The sequence below is a fragment of the Thermodesulfobacteriota bacterium genome, assembly GCA_036397855.1.
Taxonomy (GTDB): Bacteria; Desulfobacterota_D; UBA1144; order Nemesobacterales; family CSP1-2; genus DASWID01.
The window spans coordinates 1-21824 of the sequence record DASWID010000033.1; the positions used below are offsets into that span (position 1 = coordinate 1).

The 21824-nt window shown below is 40.8% G+C and carries 20 protein-coding genes and 1 pseudogene; 2 read left to right on the forward strand and 19 right to left on the reverse strand.

What is annotated here, in order from left to right:
- The coding region (locus tag VGA95_02635; protein ID HEX9665431.1) for a hypothetical protein at positions 1-258 on the forward strand (258 nt) is incomplete at its 5' end.
- Between the two features lie 100 nt (positions 259-358).
- On the opposite strand, the gene VGA95_02640 is transcribed toward VGA95_02635, so the two are convergent.
- From VGA95_02640 to VGA95_02720, 17 genes are all read right to left on the reverse strand, one after another.
- Positions 359-1336: a lytic transglycosylase domain-containing protein gene (locus tag VGA95_02640; protein HEX9665432.1), complete on the reverse strand. Its 978-nt coding sequence runs from the start codon at positions 1334-1336 to the stop codon at positions 359-361.
- Positions 1337-1460: 124 nt separating this feature from the next.
- Positions 1461-2315, reverse strand: coding sequence for a prephenate dehydrogenase (locus tag VGA95_02645; protein HEX9665433.1), 855 nt, complete (start codon positions 2313-2315; stop codon positions 1461-1463).
- A 389-nt stretch (positions 2316-2704) separates the two neighbouring features.
- Positions 2705-3793 carry a histidinol-phosphate transaminase gene (hisC, locus tag VGA95_02650; GenBank protein ID HEX9665434.1) on the reverse strand — a complete coding sequence of 363 codons (1089 nt, stop codon included), beginning with the start codon at positions 3791-3793 and terminating at the stop codon, positions 2705-2707.
- A gap of 30 nt (positions 3794-3823) precedes the next feature.
- Positions 3824-4909 (reverse strand): prephenate dehydratase, encoded by a 1086-nt coding sequence (pheA, locus tag VGA95_02655; GenBank protein HEX9665435.1) that lies wholly within the window; start codon positions 4907-4909, stop codon positions 3824-3826.
- A 121-nt stretch (positions 4910-5030) separates the two neighbouring features.
- Positions 5031-5552 (reverse strand): bifunctional nuclease family protein, encoded by a 522-nt coding sequence (locus tag VGA95_02660; protein ID HEX9665436.1) that lies wholly within the window; start codon positions 5550-5552, stop codon positions 5031-5033.
- A 346-nt stretch (positions 5553-5898) separates the two neighbouring features.
- Positions 5899-6789 carry a type II secretion system protein GspN gene (gene gspN / locus VGA95_02665; GenBank protein HEX9665437.1) on the reverse strand — a complete coding sequence of 297 codons (891 nt, stop codon included), beginning with the start codon at positions 6787-6789 and terminating at the stop codon, positions 5899-5901.
- 1 nt (position 6790) lies between these two features.
- A complete protein-coding gene (locus VGA95_02670) occupies positions 6791-7396 on the reverse strand; it encodes a hypothetical protein (GenBank protein ID HEX9665438.1) in 606 nt (201 codons plus the stop codon).
- Entirely contained in the window at positions 7396-8889 is a 1494-nt protein-coding gene (gene pilM / locus VGA95_02675) for a pilus assembly protein PilM (protein HEX9665439.1), read from the reverse strand. The genes VGA95_02670 and pilM overlap by 1 nt, the downstream gene beginning before the upstream one ends.
- A gap of 70 nt (positions 8890-8959) precedes the next feature.
- The gene (locus tag VGA95_02680; GenBank protein HEX9665440.1) at positions 8960-9436 is read right to left on the reverse strand and encodes a ComF family protein; all 477 of its coding nucleotides are present in this window, start codon (positions 9434-9436) and stop codon (positions 8960-8962) included.
- Positions 9437-9705: 269 nt separating this feature from the next.
- The gene (dnaN, locus tag VGA95_02685; protein HEX9665441.1) at positions 9706-10806 is read right to left on the reverse strand and encodes a DNA polymerase III subunit beta; all 1101 of its coding nucleotides are present in this window, start codon (positions 10804-10806) and stop codon (positions 9706-9708) included.
- Between the two features lie 217 nt (positions 10807-11023).
- Positions 11024-12532 carry a chromosomal replication initiator protein DnaA gene (gene dnaA / locus VGA95_02690; protein ID HEX9665442.1) on the reverse strand — a complete coding sequence of 503 codons (1509 nt, stop codon included), beginning with the start codon at positions 12530-12532 and terminating at the stop codon, positions 11024-11026.
- 646 nt (positions 12533-13178) lie between these two features.
- The gene (locus tag VGA95_02695) at positions 13179-14165 is read right to left on the reverse strand and encodes a YbhN family protein (protein ID HEX9665443.1); all 987 of its coding nucleotides are present in this window, start codon (positions 14163-14165) and stop codon (positions 13179-13181) included.
- A 37-nt stretch (positions 14166-14202) separates the two neighbouring features.
- Positions 14203-16725: a magnesium-translocating P-type ATPase gene (gene mgtA, locus VGA95_02700; GenBank protein HEX9665444.1), complete on the reverse strand. Its 2523-nt coding sequence runs from the start codon at positions 16723-16725 to the stop codon at positions 14203-14205.
- A gap of 93 nt (positions 16726-16818) precedes the next feature.
- On the reverse strand, positions 16819-17130 hold the full coding sequence (locus tag VGA95_02705; protein HEX9665445.1) for a DUF1232 domain-containing protein: 312 nt from the start codon (positions 17128-17130) through the stop codon (positions 16819-16821).
- A gap of 5 nt (positions 17131-17135) precedes the next feature.
- Positions 17136-17513 (reverse strand): DUF1634 domain-containing protein, encoded by a 378-nt coding sequence (locus tag VGA95_02710; GenBank protein ID HEX9665446.1) that lies wholly within the window; start codon positions 17511-17513, stop codon positions 17136-17138.
- A gap of 13 nt (positions 17514-17526) precedes the next feature.
- Positions 17527-18363, reverse strand: coding sequence for a sulfite exporter TauE/SafE family protein (locus VGA95_02715; protein HEX9665447.1), 837 nt, complete (start codon positions 18361-18363; stop codon positions 17527-17529).
- A gap of 70 nt (positions 18364-18433) precedes the next feature.
- Positions 18434-18661 (reverse strand): VIT1/CCC1 transporter family protein, encoded by a 228-nt coding sequence (locus VGA95_02720; GenBank protein HEX9665448.1) that lies wholly within the window; start codon positions 18659-18661, stop codon positions 18434-18436.
- Between VGA95_02720 and VGA95_02725 the strand changes: the two are divergent.
- Positions 18612-18770, forward strand: a pseudogene (locus VGA95_02725) (SDR family oxidoreductase). The gene VGA95_02720 and the pseudogene VGA95_02725 overlap by 50 nt on opposite strands.
- Before the next feature lie 312 nt (positions 18771-19082).
- Here VGA95_02725 and VGA95_02730 read toward each other — a convergent pair.
- Complete coding sequence (locus VGA95_02730; GenBank protein ID HEX9665449.1) at positions 19083-20429, reverse strand: pitrilysin family protein; 1347 nt, start codon at positions 20427-20429, stop codon at positions 19083-19085.
- A 16-nt stretch (positions 20430-20445) separates the two neighbouring features.
- Complete coding sequence (locus VGA95_02735) at positions 20446-21816, reverse strand: pitrilysin family protein (protein HEX9665450.1); 1371 nt, start codon at positions 21814-21816, stop codon at positions 20446-20448.
- Between the last annotated feature and the right edge of the window lie 8 nt (positions 21817-21824).

Consider the following 21824-nt stretch of genomic DNA (forward strand, 5'->3'; position numbering starts at 1 on the left):
ATATCAAACGAGTGCTATACACCAACCGAAAAGCAGATAGAGGAGGCTAAATATCAACTCGACTTCTATCATGAAATGGGAGGCGGCTCTATGTTTGATCCAAAGACAGGGCAGATGATAGACGAGGCAACTGCAAAGATAACGCTTATGAGGGTTTCTAAGGCTTACATGGCAGGGCTTGTGGATAAGGAATATGTAGATTCCATGGCCAACAAAAGTAAATCCATTACAGGCTACGATATCAGGAAAGGTAAATAAGAATTTACATCAATGAACAACAAATAAACTGGAAAGTATGTCCAAATGATTACCTAATTCTAATGTCTCTTCTATCCTTAAATCAAACGAGCCAAACGCTTTAATACGTATTGAAAATGCAAGCCTGATTGAGTGTGGATTGCGTTGTATGATCCATTTCCCTCGTAATTAAAAACTCCGCAATAGGCTGAAAATTAATTAAGGCTGGAAGACAGATGTCATTTGAGGACTTGAGGGCTATTTGACTCTTATTTGCGAACTCTTGATCTTCTTTCGCTGACCCAATCACTTCCGAGGTAGATAAATGGCTTTTTTTCTCAATTTCTGTGTCATTGACCTCTTTCATGTCATCACCTCGTTTTTTTGATGAATCGTCGCCAAATTCAATCATCGACACATCATTTATCAGCGGTTTAGTTTCAACCTTTGCAGAATTTACACCTTTCCCAGTTTTTCCATTTTTCAGGTAGTTAAAGTGAGCAAGGACTTTATCTACGTAATTGATGGTTTCTGAATAAGGTGGGATTCTATACCCATACTCGATTACAGCTTCTTCCCCAGCATTATATCCCGCAAGCGCCAGTCGAAGATCACCGTTAAACATTCTGGTAAGTTTCTTGAAGTACTTCACCCCCCCCCTTATATTTTCCGCCGGATCATATGGGTCGCTCACACCATTTCTTCTGGCGGTCTCAGGCATTAACTGCATCAACCCCATAGCACCTTTTGGGGATACTGCACTCGGGTTAAAGTTAGATTCAACCTTTATTATTGCTTTTATGAGCCTCGGATCGATCCCATTGTAACTCGCTCTTTCATTTATGTGATAGTCGAAGTTGTTTGAATACTTAAACGAGCCGGGGGACCGATGGCGAGAGACTCCAATGGTCTGCCAGGGGATTTTAATACGCTTATAGCCCTTTTCTTTCGGAGGAATGTTAGTAATATAAATTACGCCATTCTTTGTCTTTTGATAGAACATTTGCGCACTGGAAGGAAAAGCAGAAAAAGATAAGACAGAGGTAAATACAACGACAAAGGTCAAATTTACTATTCTAAACTTTTTTCTTAATTCCATCCCCCCTCCTTCATGAAGGACCAATTAATTGAAAGTTAAAAATCGTCCATATTTTAAACCCTCATAACGAATTTGTCTATAGTCTTTTTTCGTTCGCCAACAATCCAGTGTTCTTTAGGATCGATCATATGAAGTCTTTCTTAAAACTCGCTGCATTACTCAAGATATCCCTTAGGCGCGCCAAATTGCCCTTCTCTATCGTAACCCTGATTTTCTCGATCTCGTTCTTAAAATCCTCTATAGCTGCAAGCACATTTTCCCTATTAGCCATAAAAATGTCGCTCCACATTTCCGGCGAACTCTCACCAATTCTTGTAAAGTCCTTTAGACCTCCACCAGCAAAATCTAAGATATCTGGGGTCCACCCTTCAGGTGCTATCGAGTTTAATAACGCATAAGCGACTGTGTGGGGAAGATGACTTACATATGCGAACACCCTATCGTGAGCCTCCGGATTCATTGTATAAACCTTAGCACCGATACATTCCCAAAGCTTCCTTACCCTACTAAGTGATTGATCATCGGTATTAACAGTTGGAGTAAGTATACACTTCTTCCCCTTAAAAAGTTCAGAGCTGGCATGAAATATGCCAGAGCGTTCGGTTCCAGAGATAGGATGTCCTCCGACAAAACTAACATCCTTCGGTAACAGGTTCTCAATCTCCATCACTACCTTTGCCTTTACGCTTCCCACATCAGTTACAGTAGTCTTAGGAGATAAAATGGACGCTAACGATTTCGCGATCTTCGGAATAATCCCCACATAGGTAGCGATCACAACAACGTCCGAATTATTGACAGCATCTCTAAGATCTTTTGAACCCACGTCGATAATATGTTCGCGAATAGCATAGTCAATTGCGCCATCATCGATATCTACTCCATAGACCTCACCCACATTCCCTGCCCGTTTTAAAGCCCAGGCAAGTGATCCCCCTATGAGACCAAGCCCAATTACAGTAATTTTCGAATAGTCCATAGATTAACTCCATTGATTCCCACACTTTTACTTTATAACGTGTCACAGAAGGTTTGTATTATAACATGTATGCAGTTTGGAGGATCGCGAGTCCTTTATTTATTCGTTCAAGGTAGTAGAGACGCAAAATGTTGCGTCTCTACAAAATGGTCACGTAAAAACATATGCGATAGGAAATTTTAGAGGCTAATTCTGAAAACCGCGGCATCGGATAGCCGAGGTTTTCCAACCTCGGAATTGTATATGCCTTTGGTACATTGGTGCCAGATTAATGCATTTGGATATGACAAAGTATGGAGGACTAAAGTCCTCCGCTACACATCAAAAATCGCAGATGGAAGCCGTACCTAGAAAAATGACTTTGCATTTATTGGCAGGAGGGACTCTTTCTATTTACCCAGAACCCTTTTGATTGCCCAGATGAACCGTTCGTTTTCTTCGGGCAATCCAACGGTGACCCGCAGATGCGTTTTCAGCCCATAATTAATCACAGGCCTCACGATAACCCCAAGCTTGAGAAGGGAATTATAAACCGATATTGGATCGGATTTCAAATCAATAAGAATGAAATTGGAAAACGACGGCGTAAAGCATATGTTTATTTTTTTCAACTCCCTGGAAAAATAAGATAGACCATCTTTGTTTATAAGCCTTGCCTTGGATACATGATTGTTATCATCAAGGGCAGCAAATGCAGCTACCTGGGCAAGCAGATTGGCATTGAATGGCTGTCTTACTCGATGCATAGGAGAAATGATCTCCGGCGATGAGATTCCATATCCAAGCCTAAGTCCAGCAAGGCCATAAACCTTCGAGAATGTTCTCACAGTTATCACCGACTTGCCAAGACTCTGATAGTCTAACGAATTCGGATACTGAGGTTCGTCTACGTACTCAAAATAGGCTTCATCTATAACAACAACGATCTCTTCAGGTACCATTTCCAAGAACCACTCGAGCTCTTGTCGCCTAACGATAGTTCCGGTCGGATTGTTGGGATTAGCAATGAACACAGCCCTCGTTTTAGAAGTTATACGTGAATAAATATCCTCTAGATTATGAGTAAGATCTGGCATTGGGGAAATGATTACCCTTGCTCCAACTGCCTGCGTTACTATTGGAAACACAATAAACGCATACTCACCCATCACAGCTTCATCCCCGGCTTTCATGAAGGTTCTTGCGATGATATCTATGACATCGTTCGATCCGTTTCCAAAAATCAAGCTCTCAGGTCTTGTGTTGAGTCTCTCCGCAAGCTTTTGTTTAATGTAATACGCATCACCATCGGGATACATGTTTACAGAAGTCAAGGCCTTTCTTATTGCTTTCTTAGCGAGAGGGGACGGCCCCAATGGATTTTCATTTGAAGCTAGCTTAATAGCATTTCTTATCCCCAGCTCTCGTTCGAGCTCTTGAACCGGCTTTCCAGGAATATAGGGCACTAAAGTATTCACATACTCGTTTGGAGTTATCAAATTACCCCTCAATTAGCAATCGGGAAAATATTAATTTCTTGCTCCCCTTGGATAAGAACCCAAGACCTTTAAGTTAATACACCTTTTCTTCACCCTTGATAATACTTTTTGTATCTTCTTATCATCTGAGTGCCCCAAGAAATCTACAAAAAATATGTATTCCCAAGGCCTCTCCTTAGATGGCCTGGATTCAATTTTTGTAAGATTTATTCTTGCCTCAGCAAAAGGTAGGAAAAGAGAATTCTGCAATGCCCCCGGCTCATCCTTCAGAGAAAATACAATAGAAGTTTTATCATCACCTGTTGCCGGACAACTAACATTGCCAATAACCCAAAACCTTGTCGTGTTCTGAACACTATCCTCAATGTTCTTTTCAACAAACTTCAGCTTATAAATAGATGAGGCAAATTCGCCAGCCACTGCTGCAATCTTCTTGTGTCTGGAAGCTAGTTTTGCACCCTGCGCTGTACTCGCTGTCTCTCTCAGCTCTACATTTCTAAGATGCTTACTCAGCCACTTTTTGCATTGCGCCAAGGCCTGGGGATGTGATGCCAAGATCTCAATATTGTTTATATCTCCGGTCCTTGACAGAAGGCAATGACTTATCTTTTCGAAGTACTCCGAAGAGATCCTCACATCCGATCTTGAAATCATATCTAAAACACCCCCAACCGAACCCTCCATTGAGTTTTCGACAGGAACAATACCAAACGTGCTCCGTTGCCTCTGAACCTCTTCAATGACCTCTTCAAAGCTTAAGAAAGGTACAAGCTCCGTCGAACTGCCAAACTCATGAAATGCGGCCTGATGTGAGTAACTACCCTCTGGACCCAGGTAGGAGACCTTTATAGGTTCTTGAAGCGCTCTGCAGCTTGAAATTATCTCCCGGAAAACACTGCTAACGGATATGTCCGAAAGTGGACCTGTGTTCCTTTTCCTTATTTGCCTCTCAATCTCGCTCTCCCTTACCGGGTCATAGACGCTAGACGAATTTTCTTTCTTAAACCTGCTTATCTCCAACGCGAACCTCCCTCGTTCATTCAAAAGTTCTAGTATCTTATCATCTACCTTGTCAATCTTTTTCCTTAGAATTTCTAGATCTTCGGCAGAAACCATATTTTCCCTAGAGAGTAAAATTTGAATGAATCATAGCTACATGGAAAATGCTTGTCAAATATACTCAAGAGAGTCGTTTTTGTTGAAGGATCGTCAATATAATAGTTGGCCCAAATTTAGCTCATGTCCCCTTTTTTTCAACCTTAGACTCTATTGTTGCTGCATTCTCAAGCACAGACTTCGCAACAAAAACGGGGGCATTCATTCGTGAGGCAAGAGCCAGCGCATCGCTCGGACGCGCATCTATCCTCAATACATTTCCGTTTACTGAAACCTCAACCTGTGCATAAAAAACCTGATCACGAAGATCAACTATCACCACCCTCTCTATCTTTGCATTCATTGTCCGAATGATTGCCGCAACTAAATCATATGTAAAAGGACGAGGTGCCACTTCACCGCTGAGACCGATTTCTATGGCCCTTGCTTCACATAATCCTATCCATATTGGCAGTACCTTTTCCCTCTGTTTATCTAACAAGAGTACAACGGGGGTCTGAGCTACCTGATCGAATCCTATTCCGCTTATATCCATCTGCACCTGTTCAGGTGTCTTCTGCTTTTTCTCCTCACTATCCGAAGTCCTAAGATGTAAAAGAAATATTAAGCTAAGTATCCCTACCAATAACAATGTCGATCTCATCTTTATTACCTCCGATAACTTAGAATATCACATATAGATATTTTTTTCGCCAAATAGTAGATCTTAACAGGAAAAATCCACAACCAGATTTGCAAATCAAAAAGTATTCTTATTTACCTTAAGTAATGAAGGGATGGCCTGATAAGATCCTTTTTTTAGATAGGAAAGGCGAATTGCATTATCAGACAGTTCTAAAATTTCTGAATCTTCGACGTATCTACCTTTTAATGAAACTCCTGTAAGAATCTACAGGGAGTCTCTTACTTAATTGTATAAACACAACGGATTTCCCATATATTCACTGAGGTTGATCCTCATCATCAAGAAAGCAATAACAACTAATCAACTATTGGCGTCTAGTATCTCTCACTACCTTCGGATTGCCAAAGGTCCCTAATATCTTACCCCCGAGAGTTCCATCACCTTTGGGACTCAAAAAAGACCTCACTATCCCGATCTTAGCCTCGTCCGACAGGATATTTAGGTTTATCATCAGATCAATCTTTGCCCCCTTTGTAATATTCCAGAGGGGGGGGATCGAACCATACATATTCAGGTCAAAATCATTACCCTTGAAACTTAACTCATCCACTTTTGTAACTCCGTCCTCAATTTTACCCGTAAAGATCGATTCCAAATCCTTAAAGGGTGGAATAGGAAAGCCAATCAGTCTGAAATTGCTAATACTCATGTTGTCTATTTTAAGGGAAAAAACTCCAGAAGTTTCAGAACTAAAATCCAATGAAAAGTCACCGTGTAATATTCCAGTGAGTTGTTCGTCAGTCATACCGAGGTAACCAGCCATGATAGGATGGAACTTCTCTACGTCTATACCACTCAGCTTCGCATTTATTCCAACAATTTGCCCTGTTTTATTGTCATAAATCAAATTCCCCTTCACGACGCCGCTCATAAGTTTCGCCCTAAATGGAAGTCGCAGATACTTAGATAACAAACTAAACAGCGAAGGCCTCATTTTTACATCTTCTAACTTTACGTAAAGCTCACCGCCCCTATAGAGTTCGAGATCCTGTACCTTTACACTAACTATTGGGGCAATGCTCACTGCGCCTAACTTAGCTTCAAATGGTGTATTCATTTCTATTCCGGATATGATTATTCCCCTGATCTCATCTGTAGGAAGTGTATAGTAAAAGGAAAAGAAAAAGATAATTATAAAAAAAACCACATAGGATAGTGGCTTAAAGTATTTGGAGTTTTTAATTTTATCTTTCAATCTATATCACCTTCTTGAATTCAAAACTGGATATTCGAAAATTGACATCAATTAAGTCAGGGTTATCAAACCTCGTCCGTATGCGAAGATTTGAAACCTTAAGCAAACTTGGTCTAATCTGGACCTCGTATAGCAAATCTACTATTTTGTTAAGCGGTATTTTCCTGATTTCAAGGTCGACGCTTTTTTCATTATACAAATCATCAATCACCGGCCCACTCGTATTCGAGTCCTTGATGGAAAAGCTTCCCCTATCTATTTGCTCGTTAACCAGGATATCCTCAACCACTGAAATTAGTGCTTCACCTTCATCTCCTGATTTAAAAGAGCTAGTTAGTTGACTTATCAGACGATTGGATTCCTCCAACTGCTTTCTAAGGTTTTCAATCTTCTCCAGATCAGAATTTAACGCATCTACCTTTTTAGTTAGCCTTTCCGTTCCAGATGCAAAAAATTGAAATATAATGAAAATTATGAACACCGAAATCGCAACAACAGAAACTATAACTGCCCTCTTATCCCTCTTAGAGGTCGATACCTGTTGAATCCTATCTCGAATTCGGTTATACAAAAGCTTTAAGCTCTCGATATGATTGCCAATTTCCATTATTTAACCACCAGTGATACCTGGAACTTTATGGTATTATTTACAGAAGGATTCGTTGAGTCCCTATTAACTTTTTCGAACTTTCCTGATTCAGCAAGAGCCTTCTCTATATTTGCGACTTCCTGATAAGAATCACAGCTTCCAATTATCCTAACTGTTTTATCATTCTCGAAGTCTATTTCGTCTACCGTTAAATTAATACCACTGGGTATGCTCAAAGAAACATCCTTCAAAACCTCCAGTGGAGGGGTTTTTCCGACAACACCCTGCACCAACTCGAGCTTCCCGTTTATTTTGTTGAATTCGGACTCCAAAAATTCAACGGGCTTAGGAATAACTTTTATATCTGGAAACGCTTCTTTAACGTTTGCTTCAATTTCTTTTTCAATTCTATCGACCCTATCCTTGAGCTCAAAATAACTTGAGCCATGACGATAGAGCAAAAGAATTAGTATAATCGCCAGTAATACAGATGGCATGATAAACTTCTTTTTAAGTTCCTCATCACTGCCAGTGTACTGGTATTCTCCCTTCCTGAAATTTAGACCACTCCTCTTAAGTGCACTGCCGTAGAGTGCGAGTGCGAATGATTGGACAAGCGTAGGTGAAGATAAACCTAACTCAGGAATAAATATCTGTCTAACCTCTTTATCGAGCATACCCTTTAAGTAATCTGAAATCCCCGGCATTAGGGACATTCCCCCAGACAGCAGCACAGTTTTAATATCTTCCTTTAACTCCATCTCAAAAAACTTAATCGTCTTTTTTATCTCTCCAAGCACAGTATTCAAAGATTCTTGAACAATATTAGCATAATCCCCCACTAGACCTTCACGTTTTATGGACTCAGCATCATCATATGTCGCTCCAAGGATCTTGGATATGCTTTCCGTCACAAGATCCCCTGCTTTTGACGTTGATCTAGCACGTCTAATTCCCCCGCCGTCAAAAACAGAAAAATCAATTCGTGTGGCACCGATGTCAATAATAATAAGCGGCCTCTCCTTAGGCATATAACTTTCCAGTGCAGCCATTGCAACTGGACCATATGTTACAATCTTTGGATCTATTCCTTCTACCCTACACATATCAAGAAGGTCTTTCATATGATCTTTTTCAAACATACACACCAATGCTTCTGCGTTGTTCCCCCTCTTGACGAGGTGATAGCCATGAACCTTATCATCTGGATCAAAAGTGGAGACATTTTCTAATTCGAATCCGTAGACTTGATCTATCTTTTTAGGTTCGACAAATGGGAATTGAATTACCTTAATCGAGATAGGCTCAAAGGGAATGGCAGTAGCTACTTCATTCGTTGGTAATGAATTTTCAGAAAAAGCACTTCTCAAGTTATGTATATTGTTCTGATTAAAGAATTCAGATTTAAGAGTTAGGGATTGAACTACCTCGAGATCCCTGAAGCCTCTCCTTATCAGAATAACTTTGGTAGTGTCTCTTCCTATATCTAGACCTATGAATTTCCCGTACATCGCTTAAGTAAATTACTTAATCTTTCACATTAAATCTAGGGCAAGTAACTTAAAAAGTCAAACTGAGAATCTAATTTATAGTTCGCATTAATGTCAAGACCTGCACTTTTATAGCACTGGATTTGAGAAGTACACGCGTGCATTCATTCAATGTAGAGCCAGTCGTGAATACATCATCCAATATTAAAATCGATTTCCTACTTACCCTGCCAGTATCCTCTACGATGAATGCACCCCTCACGTTTCTCCTCCTTTCAGTTTCATTACCCATTTCATACTGAGGCTTGGTATCCTTTACCTTCTTCAACACGAACGGGTTAAAAGGAACTTTTATACCCTTAGCTAAATCTTTTGCCATGACAATAGACTGGTTAAATTCTCTAGTTCTTAGTTTGCTTATATGAAGTGGGACTGTGACTATCAAATCTATGTCATCTAGGTCTTTTGGATAATGTTCTAGCAAAATCCTTGAGAGCACTCTTCCGAGACTTAACTTCCCATGGTATTTAAATTTGTGGAGAATCTCCCTTAGCCAACCTTCATACAACGCTACCGAACGAGCCCTGCGAAAATGATAACTCCCTGTGAGACACTTTCCGCAAAGATGTTCATCATAACGAATATCCTTTATTGAATTATCTAATCCAAATGGAAGACCGCACCTTGAGCATATTTTTCTCCCGCCGATTAACCTAATATTCGATAAGCAAAAGTCGCATATTATATTTTCTCTCGACGGGGAATTACAAGAGTAGCAGATTCGTGGAAATATTAGGTCTAATATCATTCTATGAGAGTGCCTTCTTTACTACTATATTATACTCTCATTGGCATGACAACGGACAGGTAATGTTCGTCGCCCATAGGTTTTATTACTGCCGGACTAAGTTCGTCGCTTAACCCGAATTCAACCTTTTCCTCCGATATGACTTCGAGAATGTCCATCAGGTATCTTGCGTTAAATCCGAGCTCAATCTCTTCACCTGAATAGTCAACAGATATTACCTCTTTTGCTTCTCCAACCTCCGGGGAGACAGAAAGCAATGTCATTTCATTCTTGTTAATGCTTAGCTTAACACTCTTTGTCTTTTCAGAGGATAGTATAGATACCCTCCTAAGAGCGTTCAAAAGCTCCTCTCGCCCTAATTCAAAATTTGTCTTTGTGGACTTGGGAATCACCTGGTTATAATCGGGAAAATCTGCGTCGACAAGCCTCACGATCAGACTTATACCGTCACCCATAGCTACAAAAAAGTTTTTTTCACACCCAATCTTAACCACTTCTCCGAGCTTAAGCACTTTTCTAAACTCGGATACTCCCTTTTTGGGGACCACCACATTTTTCTGAAGCTTTATCTCCGTGCTCAAGTCACTTTCTACGATAGAAAGCCTATGACCGTCGGTAGCAGCTAGTTTAAGATTGCTTTCACCATTTTTCTCAAAGTAAATTCCCGCCAGGTTACGTCTCAGGTCATCAGGCGACACTGCGAAAATTGTCTTTGAAATCATGTCCTCAATCTTAGAACTTTGTGCTGAGAAAAGATGATCAGACGAAAATTGAGGAATCACGGGAAAATCATCGCTTGGAAGACCCGCAATTTTAAACGTCGTCGACGGAGATCTAAGCTCGACCCAATGATTCCCAATCTCTTCGATTTCGATCACTCCCGACGGCAGTTCATGCACGATCTCGTACAACTTTCTGGCCGGAAGTGATAAACTACCCACTTTGGACACCTCTGCATCACAATGAGCGATCATTGTTGTTTCAAGATCCGTGACGGTTAGCTCCAAAGCCTCTTTTGAAGCATTAATAAGCACATGTGAAAGTACCGGCATGGTTGCGCGCCGTTCAGCAATTCCTTGAATTAGTGCAAGCTTCTCCGAGAGTTTCGATATATCAACCTTCAGTTTCATTATTATTACTCCTAGTAAGATTTATTTAATATAATAAGTTAACGTAGTAGTAATAGTAGGGCATGTTAAATTGTGGATAAGTAACTTAACCCCCTAGCTATAAATATATTTTACTGTTGATAACCCTGTTGAGTTTATTGCTAACTTATAAACATATATCCACAATCTTTTGGACAACTTAGGTTTCCACACGTCGTCCCACAGCTCTATCAACATATTATCCACTCCTAAGCGTTTCGATCTTCCTTGATACTGCATTAATGGTATTCTTGAGAGTCAAATCTTTCCCCATCAATGACTCTATTTTCCTGACGGCATGTATCACTGTCGAATGATCTTTCCCTCCAAACTTCTCACCAATTTCGGGGAAAGATGCACCAGTATATCTTCTGGCGAAAAACATTGCAATTTGCCTTGGCATAGCAATATTTTTTTGTTTCTTGACAGATTTAAGATCTTGTATCTTGACGCCAAAATAGTTGGCTACCTCCTTTTGAATGCTCTCGATACTTAGAATTCCCCTGTCATGTTCCTTTATTATATTTTTCAATACCTCTTTTACAAGATCCATTGTAATTTCAGAATTTAAGAGCTTTGCATACGCTATAATGTTGATGAGTGTTCCTTCGAGTTCTCTGATGTTAGAAATGATGTTTTGTGATATAAATATGGCTACTTCATTAGGAAGCACTACACCTTCGGATTCAGCTTTTTTCTTAACTATTGCGACTCTGGTTTCTGTCTCGGGCGGTTGTATGTCAGTAATTAGCCCCCATTCAAATCTAGATCTAAGTCGCTCTTCGAGATAAGACATATCCTTTGGTGATTTATCACTGGTAAGTACGATCTGCTTTTTTGACTCATATAGGGTATTAAATGTATGAAAAAACTCTTCCTGTGTGCTTTCTTTTCCTGCTATGAACTGGATATCGTCAATCAGCACTACATCACAACCAAACCTATACTTGTTTCTAAACTCCTGCATTTTATTGGACTTAATGCTGTTTATTACTTCGTTCGTGAAGTGCTCCGCCGATATACAGCAAATCCTTGCCATATGTGATGTGTTTTTTAGAATATAATTACCGATCGCGTTGATCAGATGTGTTTTACCCAATCCCACACCGCCGTAAATGAAAAGTGGGTTGTAGGCTTCGGCAGGCTTGCTTGCGACGGCTGTTGAAGCAGCATGGGCAAACTGGTTGCTCGGCCCCACTATGAATTTTTCAAATGTGTACTTAGGGCTGAGAAAACCTGTATAAAGTGTGTCAATTCTGCTTGTTGGAATGTTTGAATCATCCTTCTTTTTGTCGACTGCCTTAGGAACGTCGGTTTCAGCTATGATTTGAACATCAAGTTTTTTCTCGTAGACCTCGTTTACAGTTTCAATGATGAAATCCTTATAATGTGTGATTATCCAGTCTCTTTCGAAGTCACTATTTGCCTTTAACGTTATGGTTGTCTGTGTTTCGGATATAAGTTTGAGTGGGGCAAACCAAAAAAATACCTGGGGATTAGATTTCTTGCGGATTCTTTCAAGTACATCTTGCCATGAAAATTTATCTATTTCCTCAGAGTTATCCAACGCTGTGTCTTGTGTTTGTGATTCCATGGCCTGGGATTCGGAAGCGTTTAAGGGTAATTCTATTCCACCGTGAGTAATATCATCATCTTGATAATTTATGAGAGATTTGAGGTTTCGCCCGAGGGTTTTAGCTTTTGCCAATATTCATCCTCCATGGCGGTGGGAAGACCGCCCTAAATTTCAACAAAAAGGCCACTCTAAACTGCAAAAATTTTAAGTTTTACCCCACCAAAGATAGTGTGAAGGTTATGCTAACAGAAACCCGAAATATTTGTCAAGGTTTTTTTAAAAATGTAATGATGCAAGTTAGTTACGAAGTCACTTTTTTAAAAATGGAGTTCTTTTTTTTTCTCTTCTGGGAGGACCTATGTAGGTGAAAGTCACCTAAGTCACAGGCTTCATTGAAGAAAAGCATGATGAGATTTTTTGTAAAAAAATAAAAGAGTGTGAAGGATCAATATCTAAAGCAAAATTTTCACTTTTTTGACCTTAAAAGCCTTATCCTTAACACCTCACAATATCGTCTAGGGATCAACTGGGCAAATCCAGTACACAGAATTTAGCGACTGTGAATCATCTTCTTTTTCTCTTGGGACTCATAGCTACTCCAATTCATGAGATGCAAATTAAGGGCAGGCCACTGAAGGGTTTTTCATTGAGATCAACTTCCTTCTAAGCAAGGCTTAGGATTTATTTATGACCTTTCAATTAGGTAAAGTAAATCAAATGAAAAAAACTTTCCTTTTAGGTTTTGAGTTGCTTTTACGTCCCACTAACCATAGATTGTTCACTTAAGGTAGGGGATAATCAAGAATCCTATGGAAGCAGGTAGCCAGAATGAGATGACACGGTAGGTAAGAATAACTGTAACACTTATGGGGTCTGGCACTCCAAGGCTGTCATACATAGCTGCCATTGAGCCTTCTACAATACCTACACCTCCAGGCAAGAAGGTTACTTTGCCTAAAAGTTGAGGCAACCCATAACCAAGTAATAATATGCCTGGCCCAACTGCATGACCGGCTGCGACAAAAAGGAAATAAAGTGTCAACATATCGAATGCGATGTTGAGAAATGCACCCAGAGAGGGACCTTGCCAACCGCCGACTCTTAAGACTTCGTATGCGCTAAATAGTTGTTTCATTGTGCGATTGATCCTCGAAGAATCAAATGGTCTGTGTCGAAAAGACGCCCAGGAATTAGCGATCCATGTAACAAGCTTTGTTATTCGCAGGCGATTATGTATGCCCCATAGCAATAACCCGATTATCAGACAAAATATCATCAATATTATACTAAAGCTAAGAGCAAGCCATGTCGAAAGCCTATGTACTATTAATAGGTAGAGCAGGCCAACAAATGAAACAAGTATCAAAGCAACATTGTTAAACATGGTCGGGAGCCATCCAGCCAAGATAGCACCCTCGGCACTGACACCATGACTGTGTACCCATCGATAAGTTGCTGCTGCGTTGCCTATTAACCCGCCAGCTACCAATCCAATGCTTGATGCGGCAGTAGCGATTAGTGTGCTAGATGAAATAGACATATGTTGACCTGCAACGGCAATTATTGATTTCAGGAGATATCCATTGCCTATGTAACTTAGGATTTGGGCTACAAGTGCTATTGCAACAGCCCACAATATAATATGTTTAACTACTTGGAACATTCTTTCGAGTGTTGTGAGTTGAGGTAGCATAAGATGTACAGCGAGCCCTAGTAAGAGGAGTGGTACGAGGTATCGCCACACGCGGACTGTCAATTCTGGCATTGAGAGAGATTTGGATAAGTCCTTTATTTTATTGTCTTTAATCTTTTATCCTCTTATAAAAAACCTTCTTTGCTATTTCCGCAGCAAAAATATACAACCCCACGATTAAACCCAAGACGAATAGAAATGATGGTGGCAGCGGCCGAAAATTAAAGATCCTTGCAAGTTGTGTATATGGCAAAATAAGTGTCGCAACAATTATCAAAAGGGTTACCAGAAAGAGATATTTACTGGGTTTACTCTTGAAAAATGGCTTGCGAGTGCGTACAACAAGTACAATCAGAGAAGCGGATATTACAGACTCTTGGAACCAGCCGGTCCTGAATTGATCTATGGAAGCGTTTAGGATTATGAGAAGCACTCCAAACGTTAAAAAATCGAATACTGAGCTTACAATTCCGAAGGTTGCCATAAAGTTTCTGATGAAGTTAATATTCCAGCGCCTTGGCTGATCAACCATTTCAGGGTCTACCATGTCCGTAGCTATAGTCATCTCCGGAAAATCTGTCATTAAATTTGTGAGAAGTATCTGCTTTGGAAGAAGTGGTAAAAAGGGTAGAAACAGAGATGCACCGGCCATACTGAACATGTTTCCAAAATTGGCACTCGTTGCCATGAAGACATACTTAAGTGTGTTCGCAAAAGTTGTTCTTCCCTCTCGAACTCCTTGTATCAGAACCCCTAAGTCCATGTCGAGCAACACTATATCAGCCGTTTCTTTAGCTACGTCAACGGCACTATCAACGGAAATACCAACGTCGGCTACATGAAGCGCCGAGGCATCGTTGATGCCATCCCCCATGTAACCGACTACGTTTCCAGCCTTTCTCAAAGCCAAAATGATCCGCTCTTTCTGATTCGGCTCGACCTCAGCGAATATGTCAACTGCATTTGCCGTTTTTAGAAGTGCTTCATCACTCATAGACCTCAGTTCAGAGCCAGTTATAGTTTGTGGGTTCGATAATCCTACTTGCTTACTCAGGCTTGCTGCGACCAGATGATTGTCCCCGGTTATTATCTTAAGCGAGACTCCTAGGTAGCGCAGTTGATTTATTGTCTCAATAGCTCCAGGCTTTGGAGGATCAAACAGAACAATAAAACCACAAAATGTCATGTCAATCTCGTCATCCTTGTTTATGCTTGTATTGGAACCCAAATTACGGTATGCGATGCCAAGGGTGCGAAATCCCTTGATACTCAATTCATCGAATCGTTCAAGTATCATTTCTCTAAACGTTTCTAAATCAGCGATTGTTCCATCGGATTTCTCTACATAAGAGCATGCCGATAGCACGTTCTTGAGGGCGCCCTTCGTCACCATAAGATTTAAGTTACCTTTAGAGAATGATATGCTCAGACGCTTTCTAGTAAAATCATAGGGCACTTCATCAAGCTTTTTGCAACCGGAGACATCAAACTGACAATGGTTGCGAATCGCTGCATCGATTGGGTTTGCAAAGCCGGTTTCGTACAATGCATTTACATATGCATAAAAGAGAACCTTTTCATTTTCATTACCCTCCGCATCAAGCGCGGAATGTAATTTGACAATCCCGCTGGTAAGGGTGCCGGTCTTATCGGAGCAGAGGACATTCATGCTGCCAAAGTTTTCAATCGAAGAAAGACGTTTTACAATCACCTTCTCTAAGGCCATTCGTTTTGCTCCATGGGCAAGGTTGATGCTAATGATCGCTGGTAGTAGTTGAGGGGTTAGTCCTACCGCAAGCGCAAGGGAAAATAGAAAAGACTCTATAACTGGACGTGCAAAATATACGTTTATTGCGAATATAGTCATTACGAGAGTAAGCGTAACTTCCATAAGAAGGTATCCAAACTGTCTTACCCCGTGCTCAAAATCTGTTTCTGGGTGTCTGAGTTTTAGTCGTTTAGATATGCGGCCGAATTCTGTCTCGGTGCCAGTGTGCACTACAAGTGCGTTAGAGGTACCACTTATTCCATTAGTTCCCATATAAAGCACATTTGTCCGACGGGCGAGAACAGTTTCTGGTGGTAATACACCAACAATTTTTTCAACTGGATAAGATTCTCCAGTCAACGTGGCCTCGTTTACAAAAAAGTCCTTAGATTCTAGGATAAGACAGTCACCGGGAATAATGTCCCCTGCTTTCAAGACCACGACGTCTCCAGGAACAATCTCCTCGGTTGAAATTTCTATTGGGTTTGAATCGCGGAGTATGGTCGATCTTATCTGCACGATGGACAGGAGATTTTTTACGGCGTTGACCGCCCCTCTTTCCTGCCAGAATCCCAGGAGACCGCTTGCAAGGATTATTATCAGTATGATGACGGCGTCTGTGGCGTCACCGAGAAAGATGGACAAAAACGATGCGAATATCAGAATCAGTATTATCGGACTCTTAAATTGTGAAATAAGAAGAGAGATTGCGTCTGAACGTCCTTTTACTTTTAAAAGGTTCGGACCAAACTTTGTAAGACGTTCTTTAGCTTCGTCACTAGTTAAACCGGACGGAGTTGTCTTGAGTTCTTCTACTAGCTTAGTGGCAGGAACGCTCCAGAATTCATTTTTGAGTTGGTTCAACGATTATCCTATCTCCGAGATCTTACAAAAGCTCTCTAAGTTCATATATTCAAAAATATTTATACAAGATAGGAAAATCATAGGGCACTGACGTTATGTGTCCTTTACTCTGATCTTACAATCGTCGTACACCTCTTTTGGAATTATCGTCAGGGCGATTAGGATGACAGTTGGTACAATGACCATATCATCGATGTGTCCGATCACGGGTATGAAATCAGGAATTATGTCGAAAGGAAAAAGTGCATAACCTATAGCGAGGCCGAGGAGTATTTTGGACAATTTAGGTGTACGAATGTCATTCAGCAATAATTTATATACTTTAATTTCGAACTTTAAATTTCTGGCAGTAAATTTAAATCTTTGAAACATGTAATCAGTCTTAGACTTGAGATTGACGGCCAATCCTTTCAGATATGCCCTCCCGAAATACTATAAATCAAAACTGTTAGCACTATCAAAGTAACGACGACGTAAATGCTATCGCGTTGTAGAGCAAATGCAAAGACAGAAAATATAACACGCACCACGGGGGTGGCGATCAAAAGGAGGAGTCCAATTTGAATAATTCCGACGCCGTCCAAAACCAGAAGTTCTTTCAGAATCCCTGATATGGTACGTAAACTCTTGGGCTCGCCTTTGAACACATGATACTCGGGTGAATTACTTCCATTTTGAATTAAGTACAATATCCCCCCAATAAAGACTATCACGGCAGCGACTATTACTGCGATTCTTAGGATATTGCCAATGATTTGATGTACCTCTTCATCTGTCAATTTACGCATATTATTGAATATCTTAAAGCCTTCCAGTCAAACCATTATAAAGCATCTCTATAGCCAACACAAAGATCACCACGCCAAACACTATTCGTAATAGTCTAGTTTTGGAAATTACCAATACATGGGTTCCAAGGAATGATCCAATCAAGACCCCAAGCATTACGGGCATGGATAGTCCTGGATCAACATATCCGCGGTTTAGGTAAACCCCTGCACTTGCTGCTGCAGTAACGCCTATCATGAAATTGCTTGTGGTAGTGGATACCTTGAAGGGGATACGCATAACTTGGTCCATTGCTATAACTTTCAGGGCACCTGAACCTATTCCTAGCAAACCCGAAAGTGTGCCTGCAATGAACATTATGCTGAATCCCGCTGGAATGGAACGGACATGATAATTCTGCTGTCCTGTAAATGAAGGATAACTTCCGTCCATCCTAAGCCGTGACGCCAGTGGATCTGGTTTCTCTGGGCTTGAACTTTCCCGGCTAGGAAAAACAGATTGATAACCAGAGTATAGCAGCACAAGTCCAAAAATGACGGCAATCGTGGTGGTTGATACTCTAACTGCGAGAGAAGCTCCAGCAATTGCTCCGGTTGTGGTTGCTATCTCGAGAAACATTCCTACTCTTAGATTGGCAAATCCCTTTTTAACATAAGCCGCGGCTGAGGCCGAAGACGTTGCGATAACAGATACTAGAGATGCTCCTATTGCATACCGGATGTCAATCCCAAAACCCAAAGTGAGTAATGGTATGATAACCACCCCTCCCCCTAGTCCTGTCAAAGCTCCTAAAAACCCTGCGAGAAAGGATCCCAGCCAAATAAGCAGTGAGAATTCCAATACGTCCATCGACACGCCTTCTCTTTAAACCCATTTACCCCGAATATTCAACTTTACTCACAGTATGATCAAGATATTACTAACTTATCATACGCGCTATAAAAAAAGCTGCACCTGCAGCCAGTCCCCCAACGAGTATTGTCTGAAGTGCGCCACGAATTGAGTTTATCCCAGTAAAACGTGCTTTGATATAGCCGAATATAAAAAGGGCTACTAACGTTAGTCCAATTGAAAGGAATAATGAAATCTTAATAAGGGAAGAGGTAATGGAAAAGGTAATACTTGCCGAGGCTCCGATGAAAAGGATGCTTGAGCCTGAGGAAGTCGCAGAGCTTGCAGTATACCTCGCTAGCGATTCAGCGCGCAATATAACTGGGGCAGCAATCCCTATTGATGAAGGTTGGACGGCTCAGTAGATAGTCTTTGCTTAATTACATGATCTCCGTTAATAAATCTACAAGCCAGGTTCCGTACAAAATCATTTCTTTAATGCTCTCTGGTTATACATTATTGTCGATACGGGGAGTTGAGAAGCAATGCCGGGAGTCAGACAGGGTAAAAAAAAGACGGTTAAACTTCGAAACAAGAAATAGATTAAAAAAGTATCCGTTGAATAAAATCAACTTATACAAATCAATACATAGTTACAACTTGAATTCTTAGAGTGTTCAGTAAAAAGATTATAATGTTTTCTAATATCATCTTAAGTTGAGCCTCATTTCTCCAATTTAAATTTTATCACTATTTATTTCTTTCAGGTTACCTACAATAACAAGTACGTACCTATCAGGATGAAGATATTTTTGAGCCACTCTTAGAACATCTTGTTTGGATACGGACTTTATTTGGTCTCGATACTTATCGAAGTAATCGAGCCCTAGGCCGAAGAATTCCAGTAGGCTCATATTTTCTGCTACCTCTCTATCCGTTTCGATACTCAGCGGGAGACTTCCGATGAGGTATGCTTTTGCATCATCTAACTCTTCATCCGAAACCTCACTCTCGCTGATTCTTCTCATATTCTCCAGCACCAATTTAACAGCATCCAATGCACTCGGGTTTTTGGTCTGGAGTACTACCTGAAAGTTGCCGGGATATTTTCTCGATAAATAAGTACTGCCGACACTATAAGCGAGGCCCCTTTTATCTCTAATGTCATTTACAAGTCTTGATGAAAAGCCCCCTCCCCCCAATATATAGTTCATAACCTGCAGCGGATAATAATCTGGATTATCCCTAGTGATACCCAGGTGACCTAGGATGATATTTGCCTGAGTCACCTTACGGTCGAGCTTTAGAGATTTGGTTTTTTCAAGAGCAGGGGGTGGAGGGACACTATTCCTATTTATCTCCTTTTTTTTCCAGGTCCCGAAGCTATTTTCTATTAGATTCTTTGCCTCCTCGAGAGTTATATCTCCAGCTATAGAGATAGTTGTTCCATTAGGTACGTAGTATTTTGAATGGAAGTTTATTATATCGGGTCTATTGATTCTCAGGATGCTCTCTTCATTCCCTTCTGCTATTCGACCGTAAGGATGGTCAACATAAAGTGCTTTAAGGAATTCACGCTCTGCCAACCAACCAGGATCTTCCTCATTCTTTTTCAGTTCACCCTGAATTTCGCTGACGGTATCTTCAATCTCTTCTTGTGGAAAAGTAGGATTTATTATTATATCCCCTAGAATATGAAGACCTCTAGCGAGATATTTTTTTAATACAATAAGTTCGATTTCTGTGAAGTCATAGTCTGAGGTGGTAGTAAGAGAGGAACCAATAAAGTCTGCCTCTTCTGCAATTTCTACAGCTGACTGAGTTTTTGTTCCACTCGTGAGAAGTTCTGCAGTGAGATTTGCCAGACCGGCATTTTCTGCAGTCTCATTAATAGACCCAGCATCGATAAGAATATCTACTACTACCATTGGCACGCCGGGTCTTTCCGATACGACAAGTACAATACCGTTGTCCAGAACAACCTTTTTACCCAGGGGTTCGGCAGATAGGGTGTTGAAGTTGAATAAACACAAAAACACGGCGAACATCGCTTTAAGTAGAAGATTTTGTGTTGACTTTCTCATGAACTATTGCGATTAATTAAGACGACTCAGGCGCCTTGGGAATCAGTGTTCCCACTGTTCTATTATCCTCAGATAGATATTTTCTGGCAACGTCCATAACATCCTCTGCTGTAACTTGCCTGATGCCAATTATATAATCTCTTACCATTTTCAATTGTCCTAAAATTTCATACTGACCAAGGAGATACGCTCTTCCGAAGAGTGAGTCCTGACCGAAAACAAATGAAGATTCTATTTGGTTTTTGGCCTTTTCTAACTCATTTTGTGGAATAGGCTCTTTTTTTATTATATCTATCTCACCGTAAATGGTGTTCTCAACATCGGAGGGACTCTTTCCGGGCATTACCTGGGCATAGAAATACATGAGGTTTGGGTCAATACTGAGGCGGGAGTAATCCCCCTCTACGGAAAGTGCAATCTGCTTTTCATAAACCAAGCTATTGTACAGTCTTGAGCTGTCTCCTTCAGCTAGAATAGTAGTGAGAACATCCAATGCGTAGCTATCTTGACTTGTAAGGTTAGGCGTATGATAGGCAACAGTGACGAAGGGAAGTTCAGCGCTTCTATGGAGTGTAACGCGCCTTTCGCCCCTTTGTTGGGGTTCTATGCTCCTTATCACAGGCGGAGTTTTATCCGACTTTATTTTACCGAAACTTTTCTCAATTTTTGGAAGTAGCTTTTCTGTTTTAAAGTTTCCGACAACTACGAGGACTGCATTGTTTGGGACGTAGTGCCTCTTGTAATGGTTAATCAGGTCATCCCTAGATATTTGCTTTATATCAGAAAACCAACCGATAACTGGATTATGATATGGGTGGGCTTCGAATGCCACTGCTTCTACCTGCTCCAATAGGTCGGAAACAGGGTCATCCTCGGTCCTGAGGCGCCTCTCCTCCAAGACAACATTTCTTTCTGTATCAAAAAGTTTTTGGTCTATGAGCAAATCAACCATTCTGTCAGACTCAAGGTCGATGAGTGTGTCGATTTTATCGGAGGGCATGCTTTCAAAGTACATAGTATAATCCTCGGTGGTGAAGGCATTATCATTGCCACCATTTTTCTGTACTATTTTCGAAAAGGTGTCGGGGCCATATTTTTTGGACCCTCTGAACATCATGTGTTCGAGTAAGTGGGAGATCCCGGTCTTACCGAATTGCTCATTCCTGGATCCTACCTTATACCAAACCTGAAGTGTAATAGTCGGTGTTCTATGATCCTCAAGAAGAAGAACCCTGAGACCGTTGTCAAGCGTAAAGTCTCTGACCTGCCATGGATCCGGTGGTTTTGTGAGGGCAGGTTGAAGTGGTAAAAATAATAGAAGAAGGGCGAACAGTTTTATGATAGTTTCTTTTGAAATAGTAATGTGTGATTGGAAAGCTTGATTCAATTGTTTGA